Annotated in this window: 23 protein-coding genes; 3 read left to right on the forward strand and 20 right to left on the reverse strand. The window is 67.3% G+C overall.

Annotated features, from left to right (window positions below; all coding sequences use genetic code 11):
* The 15 genes from V7778_RS07980 to V7778_RS08050 all read right to left on the reverse strand — a co-directional run.
* On the reverse strand, positions 1-1055 hold a 1055-nt coding region (locus V7778_RS07980), incomplete at its 3' end, for an HD-GYP domain-containing protein (protein ID WP_335553543.1).
* A 49-nt stretch (positions 1056-1104) separates the two neighbouring features.
* A complete protein-coding gene (locus tag V7778_RS07985; RefSeq protein ID WP_335553545.1) occupies positions 1105-1569 on the reverse strand; it encodes a carboxymuconolactone decarboxylase family protein in 465 nt (154 codons plus the stop codon).
* A gap of 179 nt (positions 1570-1748) precedes the next feature.
* Positions 1749-3401 carry a PAS domain S-box protein gene (locus tag V7778_RS07990; RefSeq protein WP_335553547.1) on the reverse strand — a complete coding sequence of 551 codons (1653 nt, stop codon included), beginning with the start codon at positions 3399-3401 and terminating at the stop codon, positions 1749-1751.
* Between the two features lie 108 nt (positions 3402-3509).
* Entirely contained in the window at positions 3510-4259 is a 750-nt protein-coding gene (locus tag V7778_RS07995; RefSeq protein WP_335553549.1) for a flagellar brake protein, read from the reverse strand.
* A complete protein-coding gene (locus tag V7778_RS08000; RefSeq protein ID WP_335553550.1) occupies positions 4252-4569 on the reverse strand; it encodes an EscU/YscU/HrcU family type III secretion system export apparatus switch protein in 318 nt (105 codons plus the stop codon). Before V7778_RS08000 ends, V7778_RS07995 begins: the two co-directional genes overlap by 8 nt.
* On the reverse strand, positions 4562-5683 hold the full coding sequence (gene fliK, locus V7778_RS08005) for a flagellar hook-length control protein FliK (protein WP_335553551.1): 1122 nt from the start codon (positions 5681-5683) through the stop codon (positions 4562-4564). Before fliK ends, V7778_RS08000 begins: the two co-directional genes overlap by 8 nt.
* Before the next feature lie 16 nt (positions 5684-5699).
* On the reverse strand, positions 5700-6029 hold the full coding sequence (locus tag V7778_RS08010) for a flagellar protein FliT (protein WP_442920708.1): 330 nt from the start codon (positions 6027-6029) through the stop codon (positions 5700-5702).
* A gap of 2 nt (positions 6030-6031) precedes the next feature.
* A complete protein-coding gene (gene fliS / locus V7778_RS08015; protein WP_335553552.1) occupies positions 6032-6484 on the reverse strand; it encodes a flagellar export chaperone FliS in 453 nt (150 codons plus the stop codon).
* A 26-nt stretch (positions 6485-6510) separates the two neighbouring features.
* A complete protein-coding gene (gene fliD, locus V7778_RS08020) occupies positions 6511-9162 on the reverse strand; it encodes a flagellar filament capping protein FliD (protein ID WP_335553554.1) in 2652 nt (883 codons plus the stop codon).
* 166 nt (positions 9163-9328) lie between these two features.
* Entirely contained in the window at positions 9329-9679 is a 351-nt protein-coding gene (locus V7778_RS08025; RefSeq protein WP_335553556.1) for a flagellar protein FlaG, read from the reverse strand.
* Positions 9680-9764: 85 nt separating this feature from the next.
* Positions 9765-11225, reverse strand: coding sequence for a flagellin (locus tag V7778_RS08030; RefSeq protein ID WP_335553558.1), 1461 nt, complete (start codon positions 11223-11225; stop codon positions 9765-9767).
* 351 nt (positions 11226-11576) lie between these two features.
* Entirely contained in the window at positions 11577-13181 is a 1605-nt protein-coding gene (locus tag V7778_RS08035) for a GGDEF domain-containing protein (RefSeq protein WP_335553562.1), read from the reverse strand.
* A 112-nt stretch (positions 13182-13293) separates the two neighbouring features.
* The gene (locus tag V7778_RS08040; protein WP_335553564.1) at positions 13294-13941 is read right to left on the reverse strand and encodes a response regulator transcription factor; all 648 of its coding nucleotides are present in this window, start codon (positions 13939-13941) and stop codon (positions 13294-13296) included.
* Complete coding sequence (locus V7778_RS08045) at positions 13938-15431, reverse strand: sensor histidine kinase (protein ID WP_335553567.1); 1494 nt, start codon at positions 15429-15431, stop codon at positions 13938-13940. The genes V7778_RS08040 and V7778_RS08045 overlap by 4 nt, the downstream gene beginning before the upstream one ends.
* Entirely contained in the window at positions 15428-16060 is a 633-nt protein-coding gene (locus V7778_RS08050) for a hypothetical protein (RefSeq protein ID WP_335553569.1), read from the reverse strand. Before V7778_RS08050 ends, V7778_RS08045 begins: the two co-directional genes overlap by 4 nt.
* A 60-nt stretch (positions 16061-16120) precedes the next feature.
* Here V7778_RS08050 and greB point away from each other — a divergent pair, with 60 nt between their 5' ends.
* The 3 genes from greB (at position 16121) to V7778_RS08065 (ending at position 17894) form a co-directional block, all read left to right on the forward strand.
* Positions 16121-16690 carry a transcription elongation factor GreB gene (greB, locus tag V7778_RS08055; RefSeq protein WP_335553572.1) on the forward strand — a complete coding sequence of 190 codons (570 nt, stop codon included), beginning with the start codon at positions 16121-16123 and terminating at the stop codon, positions 16688-16690.
* Positions 16691-16693: 3 nt separating this feature from the next.
* Positions 16694-17299, forward strand: a complete 606-nt coding sequence (locus tag V7778_RS08060; protein ID WP_335553575.1) for a biliverdin-producing heme oxygenase — start codon at positions 16694-16696, stop codon at positions 17297-17299.
* Positions 17300-17468: 169 nt separating this feature from the next.
* The gene (locus V7778_RS08065; RefSeq protein ID WP_335553577.1) at positions 17469-17894 is read left to right on the forward strand and encodes a YciI family protein; all 426 of its coding nucleotides are present in this window, start codon (positions 17469-17471) and stop codon (positions 17892-17894) included.
* Positions 17895-17900: 6 nt separating this feature from the next.
* Here the strand turns inward: V7778_RS08065 and V7778_RS08070 are convergent, their stop codons facing one another.
* From V7778_RS08070 to V7778_RS08090, 5 genes are all read right to left on the reverse strand, one after another.
* Positions 17901-20072, reverse strand: coding sequence for an O-linked N-acetylglucosamine transferase family protein (locus tag V7778_RS08070; protein WP_335553579.1), 2172 nt, complete (start codon positions 20070-20072; stop codon positions 17901-17903).
* A gap of 13 nt (positions 20073-20085) precedes the next feature.
* Positions 20086-22329 carry a RelA/SpoT family protein gene (locus V7778_RS08075; RefSeq protein WP_335553582.1) on the reverse strand — a complete coding sequence of 748 codons (2244 nt, stop codon included), beginning with the start codon at positions 22327-22329 and terminating at the stop codon, positions 20086-20088.
* Positions 22330-22407: 78 nt separating this feature from the next.
* On the reverse strand, positions 22408-22611 hold the full coding sequence (rpoZ, locus tag V7778_RS08080; protein WP_093557479.1) for a DNA-directed RNA polymerase subunit omega: 204 nt from the start codon (positions 22609-22611) through the stop codon (positions 22408-22410).
* A 54-nt stretch (positions 22612-22665) separates the two neighbouring features.
* Complete coding sequence (gmk, locus tag V7778_RS08085) at positions 22666-23313, reverse strand: guanylate kinase (RefSeq protein ID WP_335553593.1); 648 nt, start codon at positions 23311-23313, stop codon at positions 22666-22668.
* Between the two features lie 141 nt (positions 23314-23454).
* Positions 23455-24342 (reverse strand): YicC/YloC family endoribonuclease, encoded by an 888-nt coding sequence (locus V7778_RS08090; RefSeq protein ID WP_335553596.1) that lies wholly within the window; start codon positions 24340-24342, stop codon positions 23455-23457.
* Between the last annotated feature and the right edge of the window lie 12 nt (positions 24343-24354).

Consider the following 24354-nt stretch of genomic DNA (forward strand, 5'->3'; position numbering starts at 1 on the left):
GCGGCGGCGGCCAGGATGCGCTGCGGCTGCCCGAGGGCCTCCGCGTCCAGGCTGCGGTAATAGCCGCTGCCGTCCAGCCGTTCGTACACCTGCGAGGCCAGCGCGGCCTCGTCCTCCAGCCCGGCGATGCGGCCAAGGGCGAGGGCGGTGCAATACGGCGCGCGGCGCACCGCCTCGCGCGCCGCGCCTTCCAGCCTGGCGCGGCCTTGCCACACCGGATACGGCACGCCGGCGCGGCCCAGGCCGTGCAGCAGCGCCGCGCGCACCAGGCGCCGCTGGACGTCGTCCGGCAGGCCGGCCAGCTGGGCCGCCTGCTGCGCCAGAAGGGCCACCCGGCGTGCGTAGCCCGCCAGCCAGGGCAGCTTGAGCTCGATCGCATCGGCCACCGGGGCCAGCGGCGCAGAGACGGGAAGGAAGGCGGGAAGGAGAAAAATACTGTCCTGCGGCTGCGCGAGTTCCTGCAGCCAGGCGCCGGCCAGGGGCGCAGCCAGTTCGACCAGCGATGCGGGATAGCGTCGGCCGGCCAGGCGCCTGAGCAGCGGCAGTGCCGTCTCCAGGCCGTGGCTGCGCGCCAGGATCTCGAGGTCGCCCGCCAGCAGGGCAATGTGCGCCAGTTCCGGCCTGTTGGCCCCGTGCGCGGACAGGCGGCGCAGGGCGTCCTCCACCGCGCCGGGGAGGCCCAGCAGGGCGGCCAGTTCGCCGGCGACTTCGGCCTGGATGTCCGCCAGCGGCTTGAGGCCGCCGGGACGGCGGGCGAAGGGATCGGCGAGCAGGGCGCGGCGTGCGCCGATATCGTCGCCGAGCAGGGCGGCGAAGCCGGGCGCGCCGGCCGGGCTGCCGGCCCAGCGCAGCTGCGCCACCAGTCCCGCGTAGACGGCATTGGCAGCGGTGACGCCGGCGGCGCCTGCGAGCAGCTGCGCCAGCCGCGCCGCGCGTTCGGCGGTGCCCAGCGGCTGGCCCGTGGCCAGGTCGCCGGCACTCCCCACGAGCTGCAGGGCCTGGACCAGGCTGATGCTGTCGTGGCCGCGCAGCCGCGAGGAAGGGAGGGGTGGCAAGTGGGCGGGTTTCCTGGTTCGGTTCAGACCGGCCGCCCTGGCGCAGGACTTACATGCCTGGCGCGGGCTGCTCCGGGATCTGGTTGCGCAGGCTCAGGTTGATCGCGTTCCAGCCCCGGATGGCGGCGATAGTATAGCCAAGTTCGGCGATCTCGGCGTCCGTGAAATGCTCGCGCAGGGCCGGCCAGGCGGCGTCGGTGTCGTCGCGCTGGGGCAGGGCGTTGACGGCGTCGGCCCAGGCCAGGGCCGCGCGCTCGCGCTCGCTGAACCAGGGCGCTTCGCGCCAGGCGCCGATGGCGTTCAGGTGGCGCGGGTCGAGGCCCTGCTTCACCAGGTCGCGCCAGTGCATGTCGATGCACACGCCGCAGCCGTTGACCAGCGAGACGCGCAGCTGCACCAGCTCGACCAGGCGCTCGCCGAGAGCGCCCTTCTTGTTGGTGTGCGACAGGTTGATCATGGCCTTCAGGTTGGCCGGGGCGTGGGTGAACAGGTTGATGCGGGCGGCGTGCGACATGGTGTGTCCTTTCAGGGTGGCGGGACGCGGTTGCTGTCCTCATGCCTGTTAAGACGAGCCATGGCGGGGTGGTGTGACGCGGGTGCTAAAAAAGTTCGGGGGTGCGGGGAAACTTAGGTTCCGGCGATGAACTGCCACACGAAGGCCGGAACCCATTTGCATGCAGCGAGCTGACGCGTTCAGGTCACCCGGCAATAAATCACCCGGTCATCCCCCAGCAGGATGGCCGCCTGGTGCTTGCCCGCCTTCTTCGCCGCATACATGGCCGTATCCGCGCGCGACAACAGCGCGTCGGCGCTGTCGCCGGCCGTATGGAAGGCGACCCCGATGCTGGCGCCGAGGGCGGCGCAGCCGCTCGCCGCCGGATACGGGGCGGCGGCCGCCACCAGGATCTTGCGGGTGATCTGCTCGATATCGGCGCGCGCATCGCCGGCCTGGTCGAGCATGACCACGAATTCGTCGCCCGCCAGGCGCGCCACCATGTCGGTGCGGCGCACCGCCCCCGTCAGGCGGCGGCCGAAGTCGATCAGCACCGCGTCGCCCGCCTCGTGGCCGCAGACGTCGTTCACCGACTTGAAGCCGTCCAGGTCGATGAACAGCAGGGCCAGCGAATTCGGCTGGCGCTGGGCGGCGTCGATCGCGTGCTGCAGGCGCTCCATGAAGGCGTAGCGGTTCGGCAGGCCGGTCAGGAAATCGTGGGTGGCCTGGTAGTGCATCTGTTCGGCCAGGCGGCGCGGTTCCGAGACGTCGCGCAGGAACGCGTAGAAATAGCGCTGGCCCCGATGGGCCAGCATGCCGACCGAGACCTCGATCAGGATCTCCTGGCCGTCGCGGCGCAGGGCCGGCACTTCGACCCGCTTGGTGTGGGGGCGGCCCTCGCCGGCGGCCAGGAAGGCCGCCATGCCGTCCAGGTGGCGCTGGCGCAGGTGCGGCGGCGCGATCAGCTCGATCATGGGCTGGCCGATCGCTTCCTCGGCCTTCCAGCCGAACGTCAGCTCGGCCTGTTTGTTCCATTCGGTGATCACGCCATGCTCGTCCATGCCGAGGAAGGCGTCGTTGGCCTGCTCGAGCAGCAGGCGGATCTTTTCCTCCTGGCTGCGCAGGGCCTCGGCGTTCTCGACGAAGGCGGTGACGTCGCGCACGGTGCAATACAGGCGGCCGCTGCTGACCGAGCGGGTGCTCCATTCGAGCCAGCGGTAGCCGCCCGCGGCGTGGCGGTAGCGGTTGCAGAAGCCAGTGGTCAGGCCGCCCGCGTTGACCGCCTGGGCCTCGGCCAGGGTCGATTCGACATCGTCCGGGTGCACGAAATCGAGGAAGGGGCGCGAGGTCAGGTCCTCCGCAGTCCAGCCCAGCGCATCGGTCCAGGAAGGATTCACCTGGAGCAGGTAGCCCTTGGTGTCGGCGATGGCCAGCAGGTCGGGCGAGAGCATGAAGAAGGCGTCGCGGTCTTCGAGCGCCGCCTTCTGGGCCGAGATGTCGATCACCTGCGCGATGAAGCATTCGGGCTGGCCGTCCTCGTCGCGTGTGACCGACACCGTCAGCTGGGCCCAGACCACGCGCCCGTCCACCCGGCGGTAGCGCTTCTCCATCGTGTAGGTATCGAGCTCGCCGCCCAGGACCCGGTGCATGAGCGACAGGTCGCCGTCGAGGTCCTCGGGATGGGTGAGTTCCTGGAAGGTCGTGGCCAGCAGCTCGCCGCGCGAATAGCCGAGAATCCGGCACAGCGAAGGATTGACCTCCAGCCAATGGCCGCGCAGGCCCACCAGGGCCATGCCGACCTGCGAATGGGAGAATGCGGCAGAAAACAGGTTTTCCGGGGAACTGGGGGGCATCGGCGTCGCGTCGGCAGGTGCAGATACCCTTAGTGTAGCCCAAGTGTCACTTGGAAAGAGCATCAATTGGTATAAAATCTATACCGCTTTTACGCGGACGCCGCTGCTTCAGGCCAGGCCGGCCAGGCGGGCGTTGCGTTCGCGTTCGAGCTTGGTGATGTAGCGCTGCACCCCTGCCAGGGCGCCGCGCGAGATGTCGACGAACTGGCAGCCAAGGCGCCGGTTGGTCTTGTTGTTCAGCAAGGTCATGTCGAGCGAGTTGCGGATCTGGAGCGAGGCCGTGATCGGCCCGATCTCCGGCAGCTCGATGCGGCAGTTCTCGATCACCTTGCCGATCGTGGTGTCCAGCTGCATCCGGTTGTCCAGGATGGCGATGCCGCCCACGCTGATGTCGTGCAGGGGGAAGACGGCGGTGCCGCCGCCCAGCTCCAGCGGCAGCGGAATCAGCGCGCGCACCGGGTTGCTTACCGGGGTGGGCATGCGGTAGTACTCGCGCCGTTGCAGGCGGATCAGGGTCGGGGGGATATCGGCGCGCAGGGCGAGGCCGCCGCGGTAGCTGGTCTCGCCCAGGGCTTCGGCCGTGAACAGGATACGGATCTTGTCGAGCGTGGTTTCGCAGCGCACCTCGCCCGCGGCCACGATGCGGTCGTTCTGCAGCGGATCGATCGAGCGGTCCAGCACCAGCGTGTCGCCGTCCTCGTCGACTTCCAGGATCGAGGTCACGGCAACGTCCGCTTCGCCCTTGACGAGCATGCGGACCAGCTGGTTCTTCTCGCCGATCTGGCGCAGCAGGGACACGATCTCGCGGCGCGAACTCACTTCGTAGTCGTGCCAGTTTTCCAGTTCTGCATTATTCATTGCTACTCGTTGTCCTTGCCACGGGGCTGGGTGGGCTGCCGGCTTGTGCCGACTCGATATGATATAACCAGGCCAACAGTTCTGCAATCGCCCGATACAAGGCCGGGGGGATCTCGCGGTCCAGGTCCACCTGCATCAGCAGCGACACCAGCTCCTTCGACTCGTGCACGAATACGCCCGCTTCGCGCGCGCGTTCCATGATCTTTTCCGCCACCAGGCCCTGGCCCTTGGCCACCACCTTGGGCGCCGGGTCGCCGGCGCCGTAGGCGAGGGCGACCGCGCTCTGGCGGCGCTTGCCGCTCTCACTCATCGCCCGCTTCCACGGCGCGCGCCTCGAAGCCCTGCAGGCGCGTGCCGGCCGCCTCGAGCGCCGTGGCCAATTCGGGCGCGTGGCGGCGCAGCAGGGCGGCGCTGTCCTCGCTGCCGGCCGCGAAGCGCACCTGCAGGGCGCCGTTGACGAAACTCAGGGTGGCGTCCAGTTCGCCCAATTCGGGAAAGCGCAGGCGCAGGCGGCTGTGCCAGGCGGCCTGCTCGGGGTCCTGGGCGGCGTCGCCATCGCCGTCATCCTCGCGCCGCACCTCCCATTCCATCGGCTGGCCCGGCCACAACTGGCCCTGCCAGGCGATCTGAGCTTGTTCCTGGGTCGCCAGCTGCAGATTGACGAATTGGGCGGTGGCGGGATCGGTCAGGACCGGGCGGGCGCCTTCGCGCGCCGCCTGCTGCTGGGGCTCGCCGGCCAGTTCGGCCAGCGGGCGGGCGCCTTGCGCCCATTCGGCCACGTGCGATTCGTAGAAGAGGCCGCTCTTGCCCACGGCCTGCTGCAGGCCCTGGGCGATCGCGCCGGAGTCGAGCGAGGGGCCGGCCACCACGGGCGCGCGGCCCACCAGGCCGGCCATCGGCGTTTCGGCCTTGCCGGCCGCGGCCAGCACGTTCGCGATCGCCTGGCCGGTGGGGCTGAGCCGGGTGGCGTTGGCCTCGGCGCCGGCGGCGAAGGCTTGCGTGGCGTTGGCGCCGGCCTGGGCCAGCAGGGCGGCCGCGCGGCCGACCGGAGAGCCTTCGCGGTAGGCCAGCGGGGCCTTGGACGGGTCGGCGCCGTCAGGCAGCGGCGGACCGGCTTCGGAAAAGGCGGTCGTGGCCTGGGCGCCGACCTGGAAGGTGGCGCGCGGCTGGAGCGAGACGAGGGTCAGGGGAACGTCGGCGCCGACCTGGGCGCCGGGGGGCAGCTGCATGCGGGCCGGGACATCGGCCACCTTGACCACGAAGCTGCCGTCGGTGAGCTTGGCGAGCACTTCGCCGTGGATGGCCTTGCCCAGCAGGGGCGCGACGGCGCGCTGGAAGGCCTGCTGGCGCGGATCGGCGGTCCGTTCGGGCGCCTGGGCCGGGTCGACCCGGCCGACGGCGGAGACCAGGTCGCGCGGCAGCATCCGTCAGGGAAGCGGCTTAGACGCCGTAGGCGCGCGCGACGCGGCGTTCGGTGGCGGTATTGCCGATCAGGGCCGACAGGCGCGCCATCCACGGGGTGGTCAGGTCGCGGATCTGGCGGTCGGCGTCGAGCATCTTGCGGATGGCGTTGACCTTGCGCACGCGCTCCTGGCCGGCCAGGGCGGGCACGCCCTCGTTCTCGCGCAGGCGGCGCGCACAGGCGGCGCATTCCTGCTCGAGTTCGACCAGGCGGTCCCAGTCGCTGGCGGTGGCGGCGTGCAGCATCTGGTCGGTGATGCCGACCATGGTCTCGTACACGGTCACGACTTCTTGCTGGGTCATCATCATCATTACACGCTCACCAGGGTAGCGGTTTTCGGCATGGCCGTCGCGGCGGCCGGCGGCGGGGCGGGCTGGTCGCCGATGGCGACCCAGGCTTCGCGCAGGTCCGACATCAGGCTGTGCACCTCCGTAACGATCGCGGCGTCGTTCTTGATGTTCGCTTCCAGCAGACGGCGGCTCATGTAGTCGTAGAGCGAGTCCAGGTTCTCGGCGATGTCGCCGCCGGCCTTCTTGTCGAGCGAGGCGCGCAGGCCGTTGTCGATGATCGTGATCGCCTTCGAGATCGCGTTGCCCTTGGCCGCGATGTTACCCGACTTGATATTGCTGATGGCGCCAAGCAGCGCGACCATCACGCCGTCATACAGCATGACGACCAGTTTGTGCGGGGAGGCCGCCGCGACGCCGGTCTCGAGACCGACGTTGGCGTAGGCGTTGACGCCGCGTTTCATGGTTCCAAACATGTTGCTTCTCCAGGTTTTCCGTGGGATTAGCCCGCGTTCGCGTTCAGCGCCGCAAGCTGCTGGGTCAGGTAGGCCGAGGTCGACTGCATCGACATCAGCGCGGAGTCGAGCGCAGTGAACTGGGCCCGGTAACGTTTTTCAATGCCTTCCAGGCGCGAGTTGAACTGGTCGCGCGCCGTGTTGACCGACTTGAGGCTGATGTTCAGGCCGTCCGTCTTGCTGGTGAGCAGGCTGCCCTTGCCGGTGAAGCCGGCGGCCAGGTTGGTCAGTTCGAAGGCGAAGCCTTTCGAGAAGCTGACGGTGCCGCGTTCGCCAATCACGCCGCCGGTGATCGACAGGTCGATGCCTTCGGCGGGCGAACCGGCCGCCGCGCTCAGTTTCTGGCCGTTGCCGGTCGCGGCGACGCCGCCGATCGTGCCCTCGACGTCCTTGCCGACCACCGGGGTGGCGCTGCCGAACAGGGTGGCCGGGTCGGTGCCGCTGACGGTGGCGAGCGCGATGTTCGAGGTCGAGCCGTACTTGCTCGACGAGATCGACAGGAATCCGTTGTCGTCGACCTTGGTCTCGATCGTGTCGCCGGCGCCGGCGAAGCTAGTGTTGCCGTTGACCGCCGCGCGCAGCATCGAGGCCAGCTGGGCGTTGGTATAGGTGCCGGCGGTCAGCGCGATGTCCTGCGTCTTGCTGGCGGTGACCGGGTCGGTCTGGTTGAGCGTGATGCGCCAGGTGGTGCCGGCGGCGATCGTGGTCGAACCCGACAGTGCGGCGGCGCTGGTCAGCGTACCCTGGCTGGCCAGGGTGGTGATGTTGACGCCGTAGGTACCCGGCTTGGTGGCCGCGCCCGATTTCTCGAACTTGACCATGCCGTCGGTGGCATTGCCCATCGCCGCGAACAGGCCGCCGATCTCGGCGAAATTCTCGGTGACGGCCTTGTTCAGCTTGCCGGAATCGACGGCCAGGTTGCCGTCCTTCTGGAAGGTGATGCCCACCTGGCCGAGCGTGGTCAGCTTGCCGCCCAGGCCTTCGACGGCCGCGCCGAGCTGGCGCCGCAGCATGCTCTGGATCGAGCGCACCGAGGCGTCGCCCTGCAGCACGCCGGCGGTCTTGGTTTCGGCGTTGTAGCCGGTCAGGCTCGAAATCGTCTTGTTGAGGTCGTTGTACGCCTTGACGAAGCCGTTGACGGCGGTCGAGACCGCGGCGGTATCGCGGCTGACGTTCAGGGTCGAGCTGCCGACCGCGCTGACGTCGAGCGTGACGCCCTGCACCGCCTCGGTCACGGTGGTGCTGCTGCTGCGGATATCGATGCCGTTCATGTTCAGCAGCGTGTCCTGGGCCGCGCTGGTCTGGGTCAGGCCCTGGGCGCCGCCCGGATCGTGGCCCAGCAGGGCGGCGATGTCCGGGTTGGGCGGCTGGCCGCCGTCGCCGTCGACGCCGATCTTCATCGAGGACTTGGCGCCGGTCTTGTTCGAGGTCAGCACCAGGTGATAGGGGTTGTCGCCACCGTCCGAGACGATGGTCGCGGTGACGCCGATGTTGGCCTTGTTGATGGCGTCGCGGATGCCCTGCAGCGACTGGTCGCCGGCCTCGAGGGTCACGGTGCCGCTCGCCTGTGCGCCGTCCTGCACGAAGGAGGCGCCGCCCAGGTAGCTGCCGGCGCTGCCCGCCGTCAGGCCGGCCGCGGCCGGATTGGTGCCGCCTACCAGGATCTGGGTGCCGTCGCTGGAACTCAGGGTCACGCCGGCGGTGGTGGTGACGCTCGAACCGGTGTTCGCATTGCCTACGCCCTTGGTGCCGCCGGTGACGGCGCCGCTCACGGCCTCGGTCACGGTCAGGTTGGAGCCGTCGGCCGCGGTGAACTGCAGGGTGCCGGCGGCGGCCGTGCCGCTGACGGTGATGTTGGCGGCGGCCAGCGCGGAACTCACGTTGCCGCTGGCCAGGGCCGCGTCGATGCCGGCCGCGCCGAGCGGGGTCGTGTCGTCGGTGTGGGAAACGATCTGCACGCCGCCGACGGTCAGGCCGTAGCTGGCGCCGCTGGCGACGCTGACGTCGCCGTAGCCGGCGAACAGGGACGCGCTGCTGGTGGCCGGGCCGGCCTTGGCGGTCACGCCGGTGGTCTCGCTCTTGGCGTTGATCGCTTCGGCCAGTTGGGCGGCGCTGCGGGTGGTCGCGCTGGTGGGAATGGCGGTGCCGTTGATCGACAGCGAGCCGTTGCTGATGCCGCCAGTCGCGATCGAAGGGGCGAGGGCGCTGCCGGCCACGCCGAAGTCGCCGCCGCCGATACTGCCGAACTGGAAGGTCAGGACCGTCTTGGCGCCGGAACCGATGGTCGAGCTCATGCTGGCCTTGCCGGCCGTGCTCAGGCTTTGCGCCGACGCCAGTTGCGACACGTTGATCTTGTACTTGCCCGCCACCGCGCCGGCGCCGGCGCTGCCGGTCAGGATGTCCTTGTTGCTCGAGGTGCTGCTCAGGGCGCTGAAGGTCGAGGGAGAATTGAGCGCGGTCAGGGCGCCCTGGAACACGCCCACGGCGGCGCTGACCTTGCCGAGCGCGGCCATGCGTGACTGCAGGACGGATGCCTTCTTGTCGAAGTTCGCGAGCGGCGCTGCCTCGGCTTGCATCAGCTTTGCGATGATGCCGTCGACGTCGAGCCCGGAACCGATGCCGGATGAACTGATGCCCACTTTGTTTCTCCCGTGAAAGCGATAATGTAAGTCATTATCGACAGAAGCAAACCGGACTTAAGAGTAGGAAAGGGGGCCCAATTCAAATAGTTGAGCGGGAGTTGACGAGCAGACAAGCGCAGCGTGCGTTCCCGGGCGGGAAGCACGCTGGCCATGGTGAGGAGGATCAGGCTGTTTGGCTGATCAGGAGACCGCGCATCTTGTCGATCGACTTGGCGATCTCGAGCGCTTCGACGGACGGGATCTGGCGCACGACTTCGCGCGTGCCCTGGTCGATGATCTTGACGACGATTTCCTTGCTGTCCTCGTCGATCGCGAATTCCAGGCTTTGCGAGGAGGCGCTCATGCTTTCGTTGATCTTCTTGACAGCATCGGTGACCTGCTCGCGCGAAGGCGGGGGGGCATCAAGGGCTTGCGCCGGCGCCTTGGCGGACTGCGCATTTTGCTGATCGAGCGCCGGAAGCGTGCGCTCCTCCAGCCGTGACGCCACGGGTGAACCAAGCGATTGGATGTTCATGTGACTTCCCTAGCAAAAAATCCTCGGCTGAATTTCTTCAGCCGAGGATCCGTTTTACAACACGGATGGACTAGCTAGTCCGGGATTAACCACGCAGGAGCGACAGGACGCCGTTCGGCAGCGAGTTCGCCTGGGCCAGCATCGAGGTACCAGCTTGCTGCAGGATCTGGCCGCGGGTCATTTTCGCGGTTTCAGCAGCGAAGTCGGTGTCGACGATACGGCTACGCGAAGCCGACAGGTTCTCGGTCGACGATTGCAGGTTCGAGATCGCCGATTCGAAGCGCGACTGCAGTGCGCCGTATTCCGCACGCTGGCTGTTCACCTGGCCCAGTGCTGCGTCGGCAACCTTGATGGCCAGCTGGGCGCCGTCGAAGGTGCTGATGTCGAGGTCGGCGACCGACTTCAGTTCCGACGAGCCGCTCACGTTGTCGATGTTGAAGCCGGACGGGTCGACCACGGAGAAGCTCTGCTCCGAGTCCAGCACGAGGCGGCCGGTGGCGGTTGCGCCGTTTGCGCCTTCGGTGGTTGCCGGGGTGGCGATCGGGGCGCCGTCAGCGTCGTAGGTACCCAGGGTGGCCAGGGAGGTGGCATCGGTCGACTGGTTGTCGACCTTGATGTCTTCACCGCTGGCGTTGGTCAGCTTCAGGCCGCCGTTGGCCGCATCGTAGGAAGCGGTCACGCCGGTCTTTGCCGACTGGGCATTGAAGGCGCTGACTGCCGCGGCGTAGCCGTTAGCGTCGTCAGTAGCAACCGAGAACGAGACGGTCACGGCGCTCGAGTTGTCCGAGGTGATGTCCAGCGTGTACGACTTGCCAGCGGTCGCCTTCAGCAGGGCTTCGGTCTTGGCTTCGGCGGTCACGCCGGTGTCGCCGCTCTTGCCATTGATCATGGCTGCGGTTTCCTTGGCCGATGCATCGGTCGCGATGGTGATGTCTTCCGAGCCGAGCGAACCGTTGATGGTCATGGTGCCGCCGGCAATGCCGTTGTTGGCCGATGCCGAGCTGGCCTGGACCGCGCTGCCGTCCAGACGGTTGTTGCCGTAGGTCGAGGTGGTGAAGTTCGAACCGGTCATCGAGATCAGCTGGCCTGCATTGGCGCCGACCTGGAAGTTCGCGGTGCCCATCGTGCCGTCCAGCAGCTTCTGGCCGTTGAATTCGGTGGTGCCGGCGATGCGGTTCAGTTCCGAGGTCAGTTGGGTAACTTCGGTTTGCAGGGCCTTGCGGTCGCCAGCCGAGTTCGACGAGTTCGACGACTGCACTGCCAGTTCGCGGATACGCTGCAGGATGTCGCCCGAGCTCGACAGGGCGCCTTCAGCGGTTTGGGCCATCGACACACCATCGTTCGCATTGCGGGTCGCCTGGGTCATGCCCTTGATCTGCGAGTTCATGCGGTCGGAGATCGCGAGGCCGGCAGCGTCGTCCTTGGCGCTGTTGATGCGCAGGCCCGACGACAGGCGCTGGATCGAGGTGTTCAGGGAAGCCTGCGAGGTCGACAGGTTACGCTGCGAGTTCAGGGATGCGACGTTGGTGTTGATTACGGATGCCATGGTATTTCTCCAGACTAATGTCTTTCAGGGGTGGGCTGCTGTGCCCTGTTCACTTTGGTCCGCCACGCTGTTCTTGTGACGATCAAACCGCTGTTGATGCTGGTAACGTTATTCTAGGGAAAAACTTGAGGGGCAAAAATGCAGATTTTTTTCGCCCTTGTCGCTCTCATATCACTCTGCCGCGCTCCTGTCGGCGGGAAAAATCCAGACTTTAGGGCAAAAAAAATTATTTTTTCTGAGAAATTTTTTTCCAGAGCCGGCGCAATCCTCCGCAACCCGCTAATAAAAGAACAACGCCGCAGACCGGTTTCCCAGAGCGCGGCGTAGCTGGATGATAAGAGCGAAGGCGGCTTAAGGGTTGTCCGCCACCACCACCCGGTTCTTGCCGGTGTTCTTGGCCTGGTACATCGCCTTGTCGGCGCGCGCCATCAGCGACAGCTGGTCCTCGTTCGGCAGCCTGAGCGCCACGCCGCAGGAGAAGGTGATCAGCATCTTCTCGTTCTCGTGCAGGAAGAAGTGGCGGGTCAACTCGCGCTGCACCCTCACCATGGCGGCGGCGGCGGCGTCGACCGTGGTCTCGGGCAGCAGGATCAGGAACTCCTCGCCGCCGAAGCGCGCGATCACGTCCATCGAGCGCAGGGTGTCCCTGACCACCTTGACAAGGTGCTTGAGGGCGGCGTCGCCGGCCAGGTGGCCATAGGTGTCATTGAGGCGCTTGAAATTGTCCAGGTCGAGCAGGGCCACGCACAAAGGCGTGTTGCGCCGGTCGGCGCGCGCGCTTTCGCGTTCGAACACGTCGTCCAGGCCGCGGCGGTTGAGGCTGCCGGTCAACTGGTCTTCGCGCACCAGTTCGCTCATGTGCTGGAGTTCCGCTTCCAGCTCGCGGATGCGCTGCTCGGCCGCCTGGGCTTCGCGGTGGGCGGCGACCATGCGGTCGCGCGCGGCCAGGGCTTCGTCCTGGGCGCTGCGCGTCTCGCGCAGCACTTCTTCCAGCACGTCGTTGAGTTCATTGATGTCCCCGGCGCGGCCGATGCGCTCCGACAGCCCGCCCAGCTTGGCGTGGTACTCGCTGCTGGCCGCCGCCGCCGAGCCGAGCCGGTCGATGAAGGTCATCATCATGGTCTTCATGGTCGACTTGACATCGGCGATGCCGTGTTTCAAGTGCCCCTGCTTGATGATCACGTCCTTCAAGCTGCGGGTGGCGTCTTCCAGCGCGCGCGCATCCAGCGGGCCGGCGATCAGGTCCTGCACGGTGGCGATTTGCCCGCGCATCCAGCTGTCGTCGTCGAGCAGCTCGCTGACGTTGTCGAGCAGGAGCTTGAACAGGCGCAGCAGCAGCTGCTGCTCTTCGACCTTGTCGCCGCCGCGCAGTTCGATCTGGTAGCACAGCTGCTTGAGGCGCGAGGCGATGTCCTGCAGTTCGGTTTCGCCGGTCGCGGCCTTGACCGCGCTGCCCAGGCTTTCGGCCTCCGCCACCAGGGCCGGGCTGCCGTCCAGCAGCGAAGCCACGGCGAAGGACAGGGTGCGCGCCAGCATTTCGCGCAGCAGGCGGGTGTCGGGCTCTTCGGCGCCGAGCGCCATGATCGGCGTGTTGCGGCGCAGGTGACGTTCGGACAACTGTCCCAGGGCCTGGGTCGTGGCGCTCCAGTCGCCGGCCTTGACCGAGCGCACCATGCGCCGGCCGTATTCCGAGATCTCGCCCGGGGTCTCGGCCAGGCGGCGCGCGAAGCCTGCCAGCACCTCGACAGCGCCGCTGTCGGGCGCCGGCGCCGGCGGGGCCGGCGGAATGCCGGCGATCTCGTCATAGATCGCGCGGTAGGCGTCGGGCGTGGGCGCGATGCGGCGCGTGGCCAGGCGCCGGAAGGCTTCGCGGGCGATATCAGCAGGATTCGCGGCGGGGTTCGAGGCTGCGCTCAGGGCGGCGGGCGCGGCGGAAGGGGACGGCAGGTTCGACATGATGTAAACACACAGGCACTAATCCCGACATGATAAGCAGCTTTTTTGCTTCTCATCAATAAATAAACGGTAACAAAGTGCCTTATTTCCGTCCGCCGTGCCAAAACGACAGCTAGTCGACCAGGCCGTTGCGGATCGCGTAGGTGGTCAGCTCGGCGCTGGTCTTGAGCTTCATCTTGACCAGCAGGCGGGCGCGGTACTCGCTGACGGTCTTGACCGACAGCGACAATTCCTTGGCGATCTCGCTGACCGTCATGCCCGAGGCGATCATGGTCAGGGTCTGGTATTCGCGGTCGGACAGGGTCTCGTGCACCGCCGTTTCATGGTCGTCGCCGATCTGGCTGGCCAGGGTCTGGGCCAGTGCGGCGCTCACGTACTTCTGGCCCGAGGCGACCTGCCGGATCGCCGTCACCAGCTCCTTGGGCGCGCTCTGCTTGGTGAGATAGCCGGAGGCGCCGGCCTTGAGCGCGCGGATCGCGTACTGGTCCTCGCGGTGCATCGACAGCATCAGCACCGCCAGCTCCGGCCGGTCCTTCTTGACCTGCTTGAGCACGTCGATGCCGTTGCGGTCTGGTAGCGAAATGTCGAGGAGCATGACGTGGCAGCGCGCCTTTCCGATCAGCTTGGTGGCGTCGATGCCGTTCTCGGCCTCGCCGGCGACGATGATGTCGCGCTGCTCGGCCAGGATCTGCTTGAGTCCTTCGCGGACAATGGCATGGTCATCGGCAATGAAAACCCGGATAGTTGCTTTATCTGTCATTCTTCTTGTGCGGCATGATTGTGCAGGGCAGCCGGCGCGGAGCGTCCCGCGCCGCCGGCCTGCGCCAGCCTGGTCTTGATGGTCACCATCGTGCCACCTCCGGGCGCCGGCGACAAGGCCAGCGTGCCGCCGAGCGCCTTGGCCCGCTCCTTCATGCCGCGCAGGCCGAAGGATTGGGGCTTGAGACGGTCCGCCGGCGTCATGCCGCGTCCGTTATCGCAGATGCTCAGGGTGAGCTGCTGGCGCTGGCGCCGCAGCGCCACCGTCACACGGGTGGCGGCGGCGTGCTTGGCGATGTTCGTGAGTGCTTCCTGGAAAATCCTGAACAGGGCGGCGGCGTGGTCAGGGTCGAGCTCGATGTCCTTGTCGGGACAGCGCATGATGACGGCGATGCCCATCTGCTTCTCGAACTCCTGCGCCTGCCATTCGAGCGCCGCGACCAGCCCCAGGTCCAGCGTGGTGGGGCGCAGGTCGAGCGAGATGCGGTGCACGGCCTCGATGGTGCGGTCGACCAGGTCGTCGACATAGGCGGCCTTGTCGAGCAGGGCCGGCTGGTCCTCGGGCAGGCGCGCCGAGAGCATGGCCAGCGCCATCTTGATGGCGGTCAGGTTGCCCCCCAGGTCGTCATGGATCTCGCGCGCGATGCGGGTGCGCTCCTGTTCCTTGGCCTGCTCGATGTGGGCGGTCAGCTCGGCCAGCCGGGCGCGCGAGCGGCGCACCTCTTCCTGTTCCTCGCGGCTGGTCGTGATGTTGGTCATGATGCCGTCCCACTGCAGCGCGCCGTCAGGCAGCAGGTGGGGCGTGGCGCGCAGGTTGATCCACTTGACGTCCTTCCAGGCGTCGATCCAGATACGCCCCTCCCAGTTCCAGGCAGACATCGCCTGGCGCGAGGCCTGCATCGCTTCCTGGTAGCCCTTGCGGTCGTCCGGCAGGATCAGGCGCTCGAACAAAGCGGCCTCGTGCTGCAGTTCCAGCACGGACAGGCCGAGCAGGGCCTGGCAGCCGTCGCTCAGGTAGGGAAAATCGGTGCGCCCGTCCGGATGCAGCACGAACTGGTAAACCAGGCCGGGTGTGTTGTTGACGACGGCGTTGAAGCGCGCCTGGTATTGCTCGAGCGCCTGCACCGCGGCCTGTTCCAGCGACAGGTCGTCGCCGATGGCCAGCAGCAGCGAGCGTCCTTCGCGCACGATGCGCAGGATGCACAGCTTGACCGGGTAGCTGCCATTGTTGGCGCGCTGCAGCCGGGTGCGCAGCACCACCTGGGCGCCGACGTCCTCGCCCAGCCCGGCCAGCAGCTCGCCGACGGCGGCGCGGTCGAGCGAGGGAGCCAGGTCGAAGGCGTTCATCTTGCACAGGGTGGCGTTGTCGTAGCCCAGGTTCAGGCGCGCGGCCTGGTTGGCGTCGACCACGCCCAGGGTGGCGGCGTCGAACAGGAAGATCTCGGACGTGGCCGATTGCATCTCGGCGGCAAGGGAGGGGTGGTCGCTCATGGGGCTCCGGTTTCGGGTTTCTTCTGGCGCCGGGCGCGCGCGTTGCTGCGCATGCGCGCACCGAAGCGGCGCAGCACGCGCAGCAGGTAGCCGGACTGCTCGGGAACAGCGCGGCCCTTGCGGCGCAGGCGGCGCACCAGGCGGCGTGCGCCATGGCGCCAGCCATCCATCAGGCGCCGTACGCGGCGGTAGAAGGGGCTGGCGCGCAGGGCCGCCAGCAGGCGGTCCTTGAGCGCCACGAAGCCGCCGTGCCAGCGCGCGAACCAGGCCACGCTCAGCAGGGTGGGCAGGGTCAGCATATAAATGCGGGCCACGACGATGGCGCCGCCCAGCTTGGCCACGATGAAGCCCGCGATGCCGGCCAGGGCGTGGCCGTGGGCGATGGCGAGCAGGGCCAGCAGCTTGACCGGCAGCAGCAACAGGCCCGGCAGCACGAAGGCGGCCAGCGCGGCCCAGGGCGGCAAGACGCGGATGCGGCCTTCCAGCCGGCGCAGCGGCGGCCAGGCGGCGATGGCGGCGGCGATGCGCGCGCCGACCTGCCAGGTCCAGGCTTCGGCGAGCAACACCAGCGCCGCCAGCTGGGCCAGGGGCGCGAGCAAGCGGCTGCGGGAGGGGGGCGCTCGTCTCATGGCTGCCATGATACGTCATCCGCAGGGCGTCCCGAAGCCACAGCCGCTACAATAGGGCGCATGAACAAGGCATTTGTAAAAGAGTCCGACAACGAGGACGACGACGACGACGCGTTGGCCCTGGCGCAGGCGATTCCCGCCGGCGCCAAGAACTACATCACACCAAGCGGCTACCAGCGCATCAAGGATGAGCTGCTGCAGCTGATCGACGTCGACCGGCCCGAGGTGGTCAGGATCGTGCACTGGGCGGCCTCGAACGGCGACCGTTCGGAAAACGGCGACTATATCTACGGCAAGCGCCGCCTGCGCGAGATCGACCGCCGCATCCGCTTTCTTACCAAGCGCCTGGATTCGGCCTTCCCGGTCGACCCGAGCGTTCATCATGGCAACGACCAGGTCTTTTTCGGCGCCACCGTCACCTATCTCAACAAGGCGGGCGAGGAGCACACCGTCACCATCGTCGGCATCGACGAGCTCGACCCGCTGAAGGGCAAGATCAGCTGGGTCTCGCCGGTGGCGCGCGCCCTGACCAAGGCGCGCGAGGGCGACGTGGTGCAGCTGCACACGCCGCTCGGCATCGACGAGCTCGAAATCCTCGCGGTCGAGTATCCCGAACCCCATGCGGACTGAACGGTGAACCAGGCACACGACACCGCGCGCGAGCAGGATGCGCTGGCCGCGCTGCGCGCCGCCACGGCCACGCGCCACGAGCGGCTCGACAGCAGCCTGCCGCTCTCTGGCGAAGTTCCCGGCATGGACGACTACGCGGCCCACCTGCGCATGGTGCGCGACTGGCTGGCGCCGCTGGAAGCCTGGCTGGCCGGCTATGCCGATGGTCCGCAGGCGGCCCTGCCGGCAGTGGAGCGCCTGGGCCTGATCGCGCTCGACCTGCTTGAACCCGGCATGCCCGCGCCGCGCGCGCCGGCCGCCATCCATGCCTGGCCGGCCGGGGCCAGCAGCGCCTATCGCTGGGGCGTGTGCTATGTGATCGAAGGTTCGCAGCTGGGCGGCACCGTGCTCTACGGCCGCCTGGCCGAGCGCCTGGCGCCGCATCCGCTGCGCTACCTGCGCGGGGCGGCAGGCGGTCCGGGGGCGCGCTGGCGCGCATTCATGCTGGCGCTGAAGGCCGGGGTGAGGACGCCGGAGGAAACGGCCGAGGCCTGCGCGGGGGCGTGTGCGGCGTTTGACAGCATTATTGCGCTGGGACTTCACTCGGCGTCCACGCTGCGTCAATCCTGATCGTTAGCCTACGAGTCGTCATCCCCGCCTTCGCGGGGATGACGGGCGAGGGGCGCAGGCCACAAATATTTTTCGTTCCGCTGTCGATTCCGCCTCCCCCCATTCGTCGTACGATAAACGGCAGCCAAACCAGCCGCCGCCCATCGATCACAACCACCTGGAGGACACCATGCGTTTCATGATTCTGCTCAAAGCCGACCCCCACAGCGAAGCCGGCCACATGCCCAGCGAGCAGCTGCTGGCCGATATGGGCCGTTTCAACGATGAACTGATCAAGGCCGGCGTGATGGTCTCCGGCGAAGGCCTGCACCCGTCCTCGCGCGGCGCGCGCGTGCGTTTTTCGAAGGACGGCGGCGTGAGCGTCGAGCACGGTCCCTTCCCGGAAACGAAGCAGCTGGTCGCCGGATTCTGGATCTGGCGCGTGGCCTCGCGCGAGGAAGCCATCGCATGGGTGAAAAAGGTGCCGATGCCGATGGAATCCGGCGAGGCCGAGATCGAGATCCGCCAGATCTTCGAGATGGAAGACTTCGGCGACAACATGACGCCGGAACTGCGCGAGCAGGAAGAGCGCCAGCGCGCCGCGCTGGGTCAATAGCCGGTCCTAGGGCTGGCCGGAGGGAACTTCCAGCGCCCCAGCCGGCAGCCCGGCGCACCAGCGCCGCCACATCATGCGCAGCGCCAGCTCGACGCTGTCGGCCAGCCGCGTCACCCCGTCCGGCCACCACAGCGGCGAATCGGCGCGCAGCGCCGGGCGCAAGGCGGCCAGGGCCGCCAGGTCGCCGGCCGCCGCCAGGCCCTTGGCGACGAAGTCGTCGCCATCGCGGGCGATGTACTGGCGCAGGCCGTTGGCCTCGAGCAGGCAGGCCGTCTGCCGTCCCGCCATCGTGTCGCCCGCCAGGGTCAGGGTCGGCACGCCCATGTAGAGGGCGTACATGGTCGTGGTGCCGCCCGAATAGGGGAAGGTGTCGAGGCAGATGTCCACCTGGCCGTACAGCGGCAGGAAGTCGCGCATGCCCACCAGCGGCTGGAAGCGCGTGCGCGCCGCACCGATGCCTTCTTCCTGCAGCCACGCATGCAAGTGCTCGTACCCGCCGCCCTGGGGCATGCCGCCCACCAGCAAGCGCGCGTCCGGCAGGGCGCGCAGCAGCCTGGCCCACAGGGCGATTACTTCACGGCTGATCTTGGTGACCCGGTTGAAACTGGCGAAGGTGGGATACCCGTTCGCCAGCGCGGGCAGGGGCGCGACTTCCGGCGCTTCCACCGCCGGCGCGAACGCGATCGTCACCGGGAGCAGGGCCAGCTTTTCCGTGAACAGGTGATCGAACTGCCCGGGCGGCAGCAGGTGGCGGTCGGTGATGTAGTAGTCCATTGCCGCCATGCCGGTGGTGCCCGGGTAGCCGATCCAGCTCGCCTGCAGCGGCGCCGGCTTGCGCGCGAACATGGACAGGCGGTTGTACGAGGTGTGACCGGACAGGTCGATCAGGATGTCGATGCCGTCGGCGCGGACCAGCGCGTCCAGCGCCGCGTCGTCGAGCCCGGAAACATCGCGCCATTGCGCCATGTGGCCGCGCAGGCGCGCCGTCATGGCGTCGTGGACCGGGAAGGTGTAGTAGGCATGCAGCACCAGGCCCGGCCGCCCCGCCAGGCGGCCGAACAGCGGCTCGGCGAAGCTGGAGACCGCGTGGTTGCGCAGGTCGCCCGACACGATGCCGATGCGCAGGGGGCGCTCGGGATCGGGCGCATTCTCCCAGTGGCGCGACGCCTGCACGCGCGCTTCCAGCCGCCGCCCGAACAGGCGGTGTTCCTCGAACAGCGCAGCGGGCGTGACGTCCTCCGTATGACTCAGGCAGAACAGCATGTTGGTGCGCACATCGACATTGTCCGGATCCCGTTCCAGCACCCCGCGGTAGGCTTCGATCGCTTCGCCCGAACGGCCGCGCTTGTCGAGGATCAGGGCCAGCGTGTGCCAGGCGTCGAGATAGTCCGGATCCAGGCTCCTGGCGGTCGTGGCGCTGGCATGCGCTTCGGCCAGGCGGCCCAGTTCCAGCAGCGTCGCCGCCAGGTGGTTGTGCGCATGGGCGCTGTCCGGCTTGAGTGCGATTGCGCGCCCCAGCACGCTTTCGGCTTCGGCATGCAGGTTGACGCGCTTGAGCACCAGGCCCAGATTGGTGAGCGCTTCAGCATCGTCGGGTGCGTAGCTCACGGCCTTGCGCATGGCCTCGAGCGCGGCGACAGCGGCGCGCTGCTTGTAGAGGACGGCGCCCAGCAGCTTCCAGCCGAAAGCATGCTGGGGAAAGCGCTCGGTGAGGGAGCGCGCGGCATCGCCGGCGGCATCGAACTGTCCGCGCGCATACAGGCCGGCGGCGGCGTCGATCTCTTGCGTCTGCGGTTCGCCGGCGCTTGCCAGCTGCTGTTCGAAGGCGTCGATCGTCGCGCCCTGCAGCCCATGGCGGCGGCCGAGTTCGAGCAGTTCGCGCGCGGTCGCGAACTGGCGCGCCTCCATCAGCACGTCGATGTAGGCAAGCCAGTAGCTTTCTTCGCCGGGGTCGTTCTGTACCGCGGTGGCAAAGCAGGGAATCGCTTCAGGCAGGCGCCCCGCCTGGAGCGCCAGCCAGCCTAGCCCGAAGTGGGCGCCCGCATGGCCGGGCTGGAGGTCGAGGACGGCGCGGTACAAGGCGCCGGCCTGGTCGAGCTGGCCGGCTTCGGCCTCGCGCAGCGCGGCCTGCATGGCCTCTTGGATGAGCGTCTGGATCGCGTCGTCGGGCGCCGGCATCGTGTGCAGCCGCTCAGGAGCGCTCGCGCTCGACGCGGTTGACCCCCGCGACGCGCCGCAGGTTGCGGATCAATTGCGCCAGGTGCACGCGGTCCTTGACCTGGATCGTGAAGCGCAGCTGGGTCATGCTGTGTTCGTCGTCCTCGTCCATGCCGACATAGGTGATGTTGGCGTCGGACTCGCCGATCTCGGCGGCCACCCGGGCCAGGATGCCCTTTTCGTTGTTGATCAGCAGGCGGATGCGGCAGTCGAAGCGGCGGTTCAGCTCCTCGCCCCATTGCACGGCGATCCACCGGTCCGGTTCCTTGGCGCGCACCCGCTTGGCCGGCAGGCACTCGCAGGTGTGCACGACCAGGCCCTGGTCGCGGCGCAGCTGGCCGATGATCTGGTCGCCCGGGATCGGCAGGCAGCAGGGGGCGAGCTGCACGGCCACGCCTTCGCTGCCGTAGATCGTGACCGGATCGATGCTGCTGGCCGGCAGCGGCTGGCTGGTCGGCATCAGGTCCGGATCGCCGTCCATCAGGCCGAAGATATGGCGCGCCACCAGCGCCGGCATGCGCTTGCCGATGCCGATGTCGGCGTACAGCTCGTCCATCGACTTGGCCGAGGACTCGGCCAGCAGTTTCTCGATGGTGGCCGGGGCCAGCTCGGGGCGGATGTTGCGCAGGGCCAGCGCGCCGGCCAGCAGTTCCTGGCCCAGCTCCACCGATTCGTTCACGTTCACCGTGCGCAGGTGGTGGCGGATCGCCGAACGCGCCTTGCCGGTGCGTACAAAGGACAGCCAGGTCGGGCTCGGGCGCGATTCCGGATCGGTGACGATCTCCACGATGTCGCCGTTGTGCAGCTCGGTGCGCAGCGGCTGTTCCTCGTTGTTGATCTTGACCGAGACCGTATGGTCGCCGATGCCGGTGTGGATCGAGTAGGCGAAGTCGAGCGCCGTGGCGCCGCGCGGCAGGGCGATGATCTTCGACTTCGGCGTGAACACGTAGACCGAATCCGGGAACAGGTCGACTTTCACATGCTCGAGGAACTCGGCCGAGTCGCCGGTCTGCTGCTGGATGTCGAGCAGCGACTGCAGCCAGGCGTGGGTGCGCTGCTGCAGGTCCGACATGTTCGAGTCGCCGGTCTTGTACAGCCAGTGCGCCGCCACGCCGCTCTCGGCGGTGCGGTGCATTTCCTGGGTGCGGATCTGGAATTCGACCGGGGTGCCGTAGGGGCCGATCAGGGTGGTATGCAGCGACTGGTAGCCGTTGATCTTGCGGATCGCGATGTAGTCCTTGAACTTGCCCGGCATCGGCTTGTACAGCGCATGCAGGGTCCCCAGGGCCACGTAACAGTTCGGCACGGTGTCGACCACCACGCGGAAGCCGTACACGTCCAGCACCTGCGAGAAGGACAGGTGCTTGTTGTGCATCTTCTTGTAGATGCCGTACAGGGTCTTTTCGCGGCCGTAGACCTCGGCCTGGATGCCGCCGGCCGCCAGCTGGTTCTTGACCGCCTCGAGGATCTTCTTGACCACCTCGCGGCGGTTGCCGCGCGCGGCCTTGATCGCCTTCGACAGGGTCTGGTAGCGCAGCGGATACAGGTGCGCGAAGGACAGGTCCTGCAGCTCGCGGTAGATGTTGTTCAGGCCCAGGCGGTGCGCGATCGGCACGTAGACTTCCATGGTCTCGCTGGCGATGCGGCGCTTCTTGGCCGGGATCATCACGCCGAGGGTGCGCATGTTGTGCAGGCGGTCGGCGAGCTTGATCAGGATGACGCGCACGTCGGAGGCCATGGCCAGCAGCATCTTGCGGAAATTCTCCGCCTGTGCTTCGACCTGGCTCTGGAATTCGATCTTTTCCAGCTTGGACAGGCCGTCGACGAGATTGGCGACCTGGGCGCCGAAGCGCTCGACCAGGTCGTCCTTCTTGACGTCCTGGTCTTCGATCACGTCGTGGAGCAGGGCGGCCATGATGGCCTGGGCGTCGAGCTTCCACTCGGCGCAGATCTCGGCGACGGCGATCGGATGGGAAATATAGGGCTCGCCCGACTTGCGTACCTGGCCCAGGTGCATCTCGTCCGAGAAGCGGTAGGCTTCCTTGACTTTCTTGAGTTCGGCGGGGGTGAGGTAGTCGGACAGCTTGTTGATCAGCTGCGTGACGGAGGCGACGCCGGGTGCGGGGGCCTCGATCGGGTCCTGCGGGCGGTTATCCGGGCGCTTGGCCCGGCCGCTGGTGTTGCCTGGATGAGTCGAATCCGGATAAGGCAAATTCATACGCTATGTCGTCAAACCGCAGTGAAACATCAGAATAACAGATTAACGGATTGACTAACCCAGGCAATCCCTGGGGTCTTACATAGGAACCTTTTTCAGCATTTCCAGGCCAACCTTGCCTGCAGCGATTTCACGCAGGGCAACGACGGTTGGCTTGTCCTTGGCGTCGACCTTAGGAGTGTGGCCTTGCAGCAACTGACGAGCGCGGTAGGTCGCGGCCAGGGTCAGCTGGAAGCGGTTCGGGACGTTCTTGAGGCAGTCTTCGATGGTGATACGGGCCATGGTGTGCTCCTAAATAAATAGCAATGCGTGCGGCGTACCGAAAGGTGCGCGCGCTTACGATTGGGGTTGTTGCGCGTGGATTCCCAGCTGGGCAAACAGCGCAGCGTTGCGGGCCGCCTGCTGGGCGAAACGGCAACGTGTCGCTTTGACAATCGCCTGCAGTTCGGCCAGGGCGACGTTGAACTCTTCGTTGATGATAGCATATTCGAACTCCGGAGCGTGAGCCATCTCACCCCCGGCGGCCAGCAGGCGGCGGGTGATGATGTGGGGCTCGTCGGTCCCGCGTTTGTGCAGGCGCTCCTCCAGGGCCTCGATCGACGGCGGCAGGATGAAGATGCCGGCCGCGTCCGGGAACTGCTTCTTGACCTGGCGCGCGCCCTGCCAGTCGATTTCCAGCAGGATGTCGGTGCCGGTCTTCATCTCCTGTTCCACGGTCAGGCGGCTGGTGCCGTAGTAATTGCCGTGCACCTCGGCCCATTCCAGGAATTCGCCGCGCTCGGCGCGGTTGACGAAGTCCTCGGCGGTGGTGAAGTAGTATTCGCGCCCGTCCTGCTCGCCCGGACGGGGAGGGCGGGTGGTGGTCGAGATCGACAGCTTGATGCCCGGTTCCTGCGCCAGCAGGGCATTGACCAGGGTCGACTTGCCGGCGCCCGAGGGGGCCGCGACGATGAACAGGCTGCCGGAGAAGGCGGATGGGAACATGGTCATATCCTTATTCTTTGCGAAATCCATTCGCGATCATTCATGTTAACGCTGAACGCGTCGGCGGGAAACCCGCCAACCCTACCGTAGGGTTGGCGGGTGCTCCCGCCGACGCGTCCAACCGGCGTCTGAAACGCCCGCTTATTCGAGGTTCTGCACCTGCTCCCGCATTTGCTCGATCAGCAGCTTGAGCTCCATCGACGCGTCCGCCAGTTCCTTGACCGAGGCCTTGGCGCCCAGCGTGTTCGCTTCGCGGTTCAGTTCCTGCATCATGAAGTCGAGGCGCTTGCCGACCTGGCCGCCTTTCTTCAGGATGTGACGGGTTTCGTTCAGGTGGGCCGACAGGCGCGACAGCTCTTCCGACACGTCGATGCGGATGCCGTACAGGGTCACTTCCTGGCGGATGCGCTCCAGCACTTCCTGGCGCGTCAGGGTCGTCGGGTTGCCGTGGCCGGCCAGGCCCAGCGCGTCCTGCATGCGCTCGATGGCCTTTTGCTGGAACTGGGCGATGACTTGCGGGATCAGCGGGGTGATGCGCTTGACGATGGCTTCCATGGCGTCGATGCGCGACTGCAGCATGGCGTCCAGCGCCGCGCCTTCGCGCTTGCGGCTTTCCACGAAGGCGGTGATGGTGGTCTTGGTCAGGGCGGCGACGTCGGCCTGGAGCGATTCCTGGCCGATGGTCGATTCTTCGATCACGCCCGGCCAGCGCAGCAGTTCCGCCACCGTCATCTGGGGCGCGGACGCGAAGTGACGGGTCACTTCAGCCTGCAGGCGCGCGAGGTCGTTCAGCAGCTCCTGGTTGAGGGCTTGCGAGCCGCCGCTGGCCTTGCGGCCGAAGGACAGGCGCACTTCCACCTTGCCGCGGGTGATCGCGGCCATGATCGCCGAACGCAGCTCGGGTTCCAGCGCGCGCAGGTCGTCGTTGATGCGGAACTGAAGATCGAGGAAGCGCGAGTTGACGCTCTTGATCTCGATCGTGAGGGTGCCGGCAGCGCCTTCGCTGGTGGCGACCGCATAACCAGTCATGCTTGAAATGCT

The sequence above is a fragment of the Massilia sp. DD77 genome (assembly GCF_036961685.1).
In the GTDB taxonomy this organism is placed as follows: domain Bacteria; phylum Pseudomonadota; class Gammaproteobacteria; order Burkholderiales; family Burkholderiaceae_D; genus Telluria.

What these genes read in the sequence shown, in the direction of transcription:
- V7778_RS07985 (WP_335553545.1), bottom strand. Translation starts at nt 1,569, where the DNA reads ATGTCGCACGCCGCCCGCATCAACCTGTTCACCCACGCCCCGGCCAAC.
- V7778_RS07990 (WP_335553547.1), bottom strand. Translation starts at nt 3,401, where the DNA reads ATGCCCCCCAGTTCCCCGGAAAACCTGTTTTCTGCCGCATTCTCCCAT.
- V7778_RS07995 (WP_335553549.1), bottom strand. Translation starts at nt 4,259, where the DNA reads ATGAATAATGCAGAACTGGAAAACTGGCACGACTACGAAGTGAGTTCG.
- V7778_RS08000 (WP_335553550.1), bottom strand. Translation starts at nt 4,569, where the DNA reads ATGAGTGAGAGCGGCAAGCGCCGCCAGAGCGCGGTCGCCCTCGCCTAC.
- fliK (WP_335553551.1), bottom strand. Translation starts at nt 5,683, where the DNA reads ATGCTGCCGCGCGACCTGGTCTCCGCCGTCGGCCGGGTCGACCCGGCC.
- V7778_RS08010 (WP_442920708.1), bottom strand. Translation starts at nt 6,029, where the DNA reads ATGATGATGACCCAGCAAGAAGTCGTGACCGTGTACGAGACCATGGTC.
- fliS (WP_335553552.1), bottom strand. Translation starts at nt 6,484, where the DNA reads ATGTTTGGAACCATGAAACGCGGCGTCAACGCCTACGCCAACGTCGGT.
- V7778_RS08025 (WP_335553556.1), bottom strand. Translation starts at nt 9,679, where the DNA reads ATGAACATCCAATCGCTTGGTTCACCCGTGGCGTCACGGCTGGAGGAG.
- V7778_RS08030 (WP_335553558.1), bottom strand. Translation starts at nt 11,225, where the DNA reads ATGGCATCCGTAATCAACACCAACGTCGCATCCCTGAACTCGCAGCGT.
- V7778_RS08035 (WP_335553562.1), bottom strand. Translation starts at nt 13,181, where the DNA reads ATGTCGAACCTGCCGTCCCCTTCCGCCGCGCCCGCCGCCCTGAGCGCA.
- V7778_RS08040 (WP_335553564.1), bottom strand. Translation starts at nt 13,941, where the DNA reads ATGACAGATAAAGCAACTATCCGGGTTTTCATTGCCGATGACCATGCC.
- V7778_RS08045 (WP_335553567.1), bottom strand. Translation starts at nt 15,431, where the DNA reads ATGAGCGACCACCCCTCCCTTGCCGCCGAGATGCAATCGGCCACGTCC.
- V7778_RS08050 (WP_335553569.1), bottom strand. Translation starts at nt 16,060, where the DNA reads ATGAGACGAGCGCCCCCCTCCCGCAGCCGCTTGCTCGCGCCCCTGGCC.
- greB (WP_335553572.1), top strand. Translation starts at nt 16,121, where the DNA reads ATGAACAAGGCATTTGTAAAAGAGTCCGACAACGAGGACGACGACGAC.
- V7778_RS08065 (WP_335553577.1), top strand. Translation starts at nt 17,469, where the DNA reads ATGCGTTTCATGATTCTGCTCAAAGCCGACCCCCACAGCGAAGCCGGC.
- V7778_RS08070 (WP_335553579.1), bottom strand. Translation starts at nt 20,072, where the DNA reads ATGCCGGCGCCCGACGACGCGATCCAGACGCTCATCCAAGAGGCCATG.
- V7778_RS08075 (WP_335553582.1), bottom strand. Translation starts at nt 22,329, where the DNA reads ATGAATTTGCCTTATCCGGATTCGACTCATCCAGGCAACACCAGCGGC.
- rpoZ (WP_093557479.1), bottom strand. Translation starts at nt 22,611, where the DNA reads ATGGCCCGTATCACCATCGAAGACTGCCTCAAGAACGTCCCGAACCGC.
- gmk (WP_335553593.1), bottom strand. Translation starts at nt 23,313, where the DNA reads ATGTTCCCATCCGCCTTCTCCGGCAGCCTGTTCATCGTCGCGGCCCCC.
- V7778_RS08090 (WP_335553596.1), bottom strand. Translation starts at nt 24,342, where the DNA reads ATGACTGGTTATGCGGTCGCCACCAGCGAAGGCGCTGCCGGCACCCTC.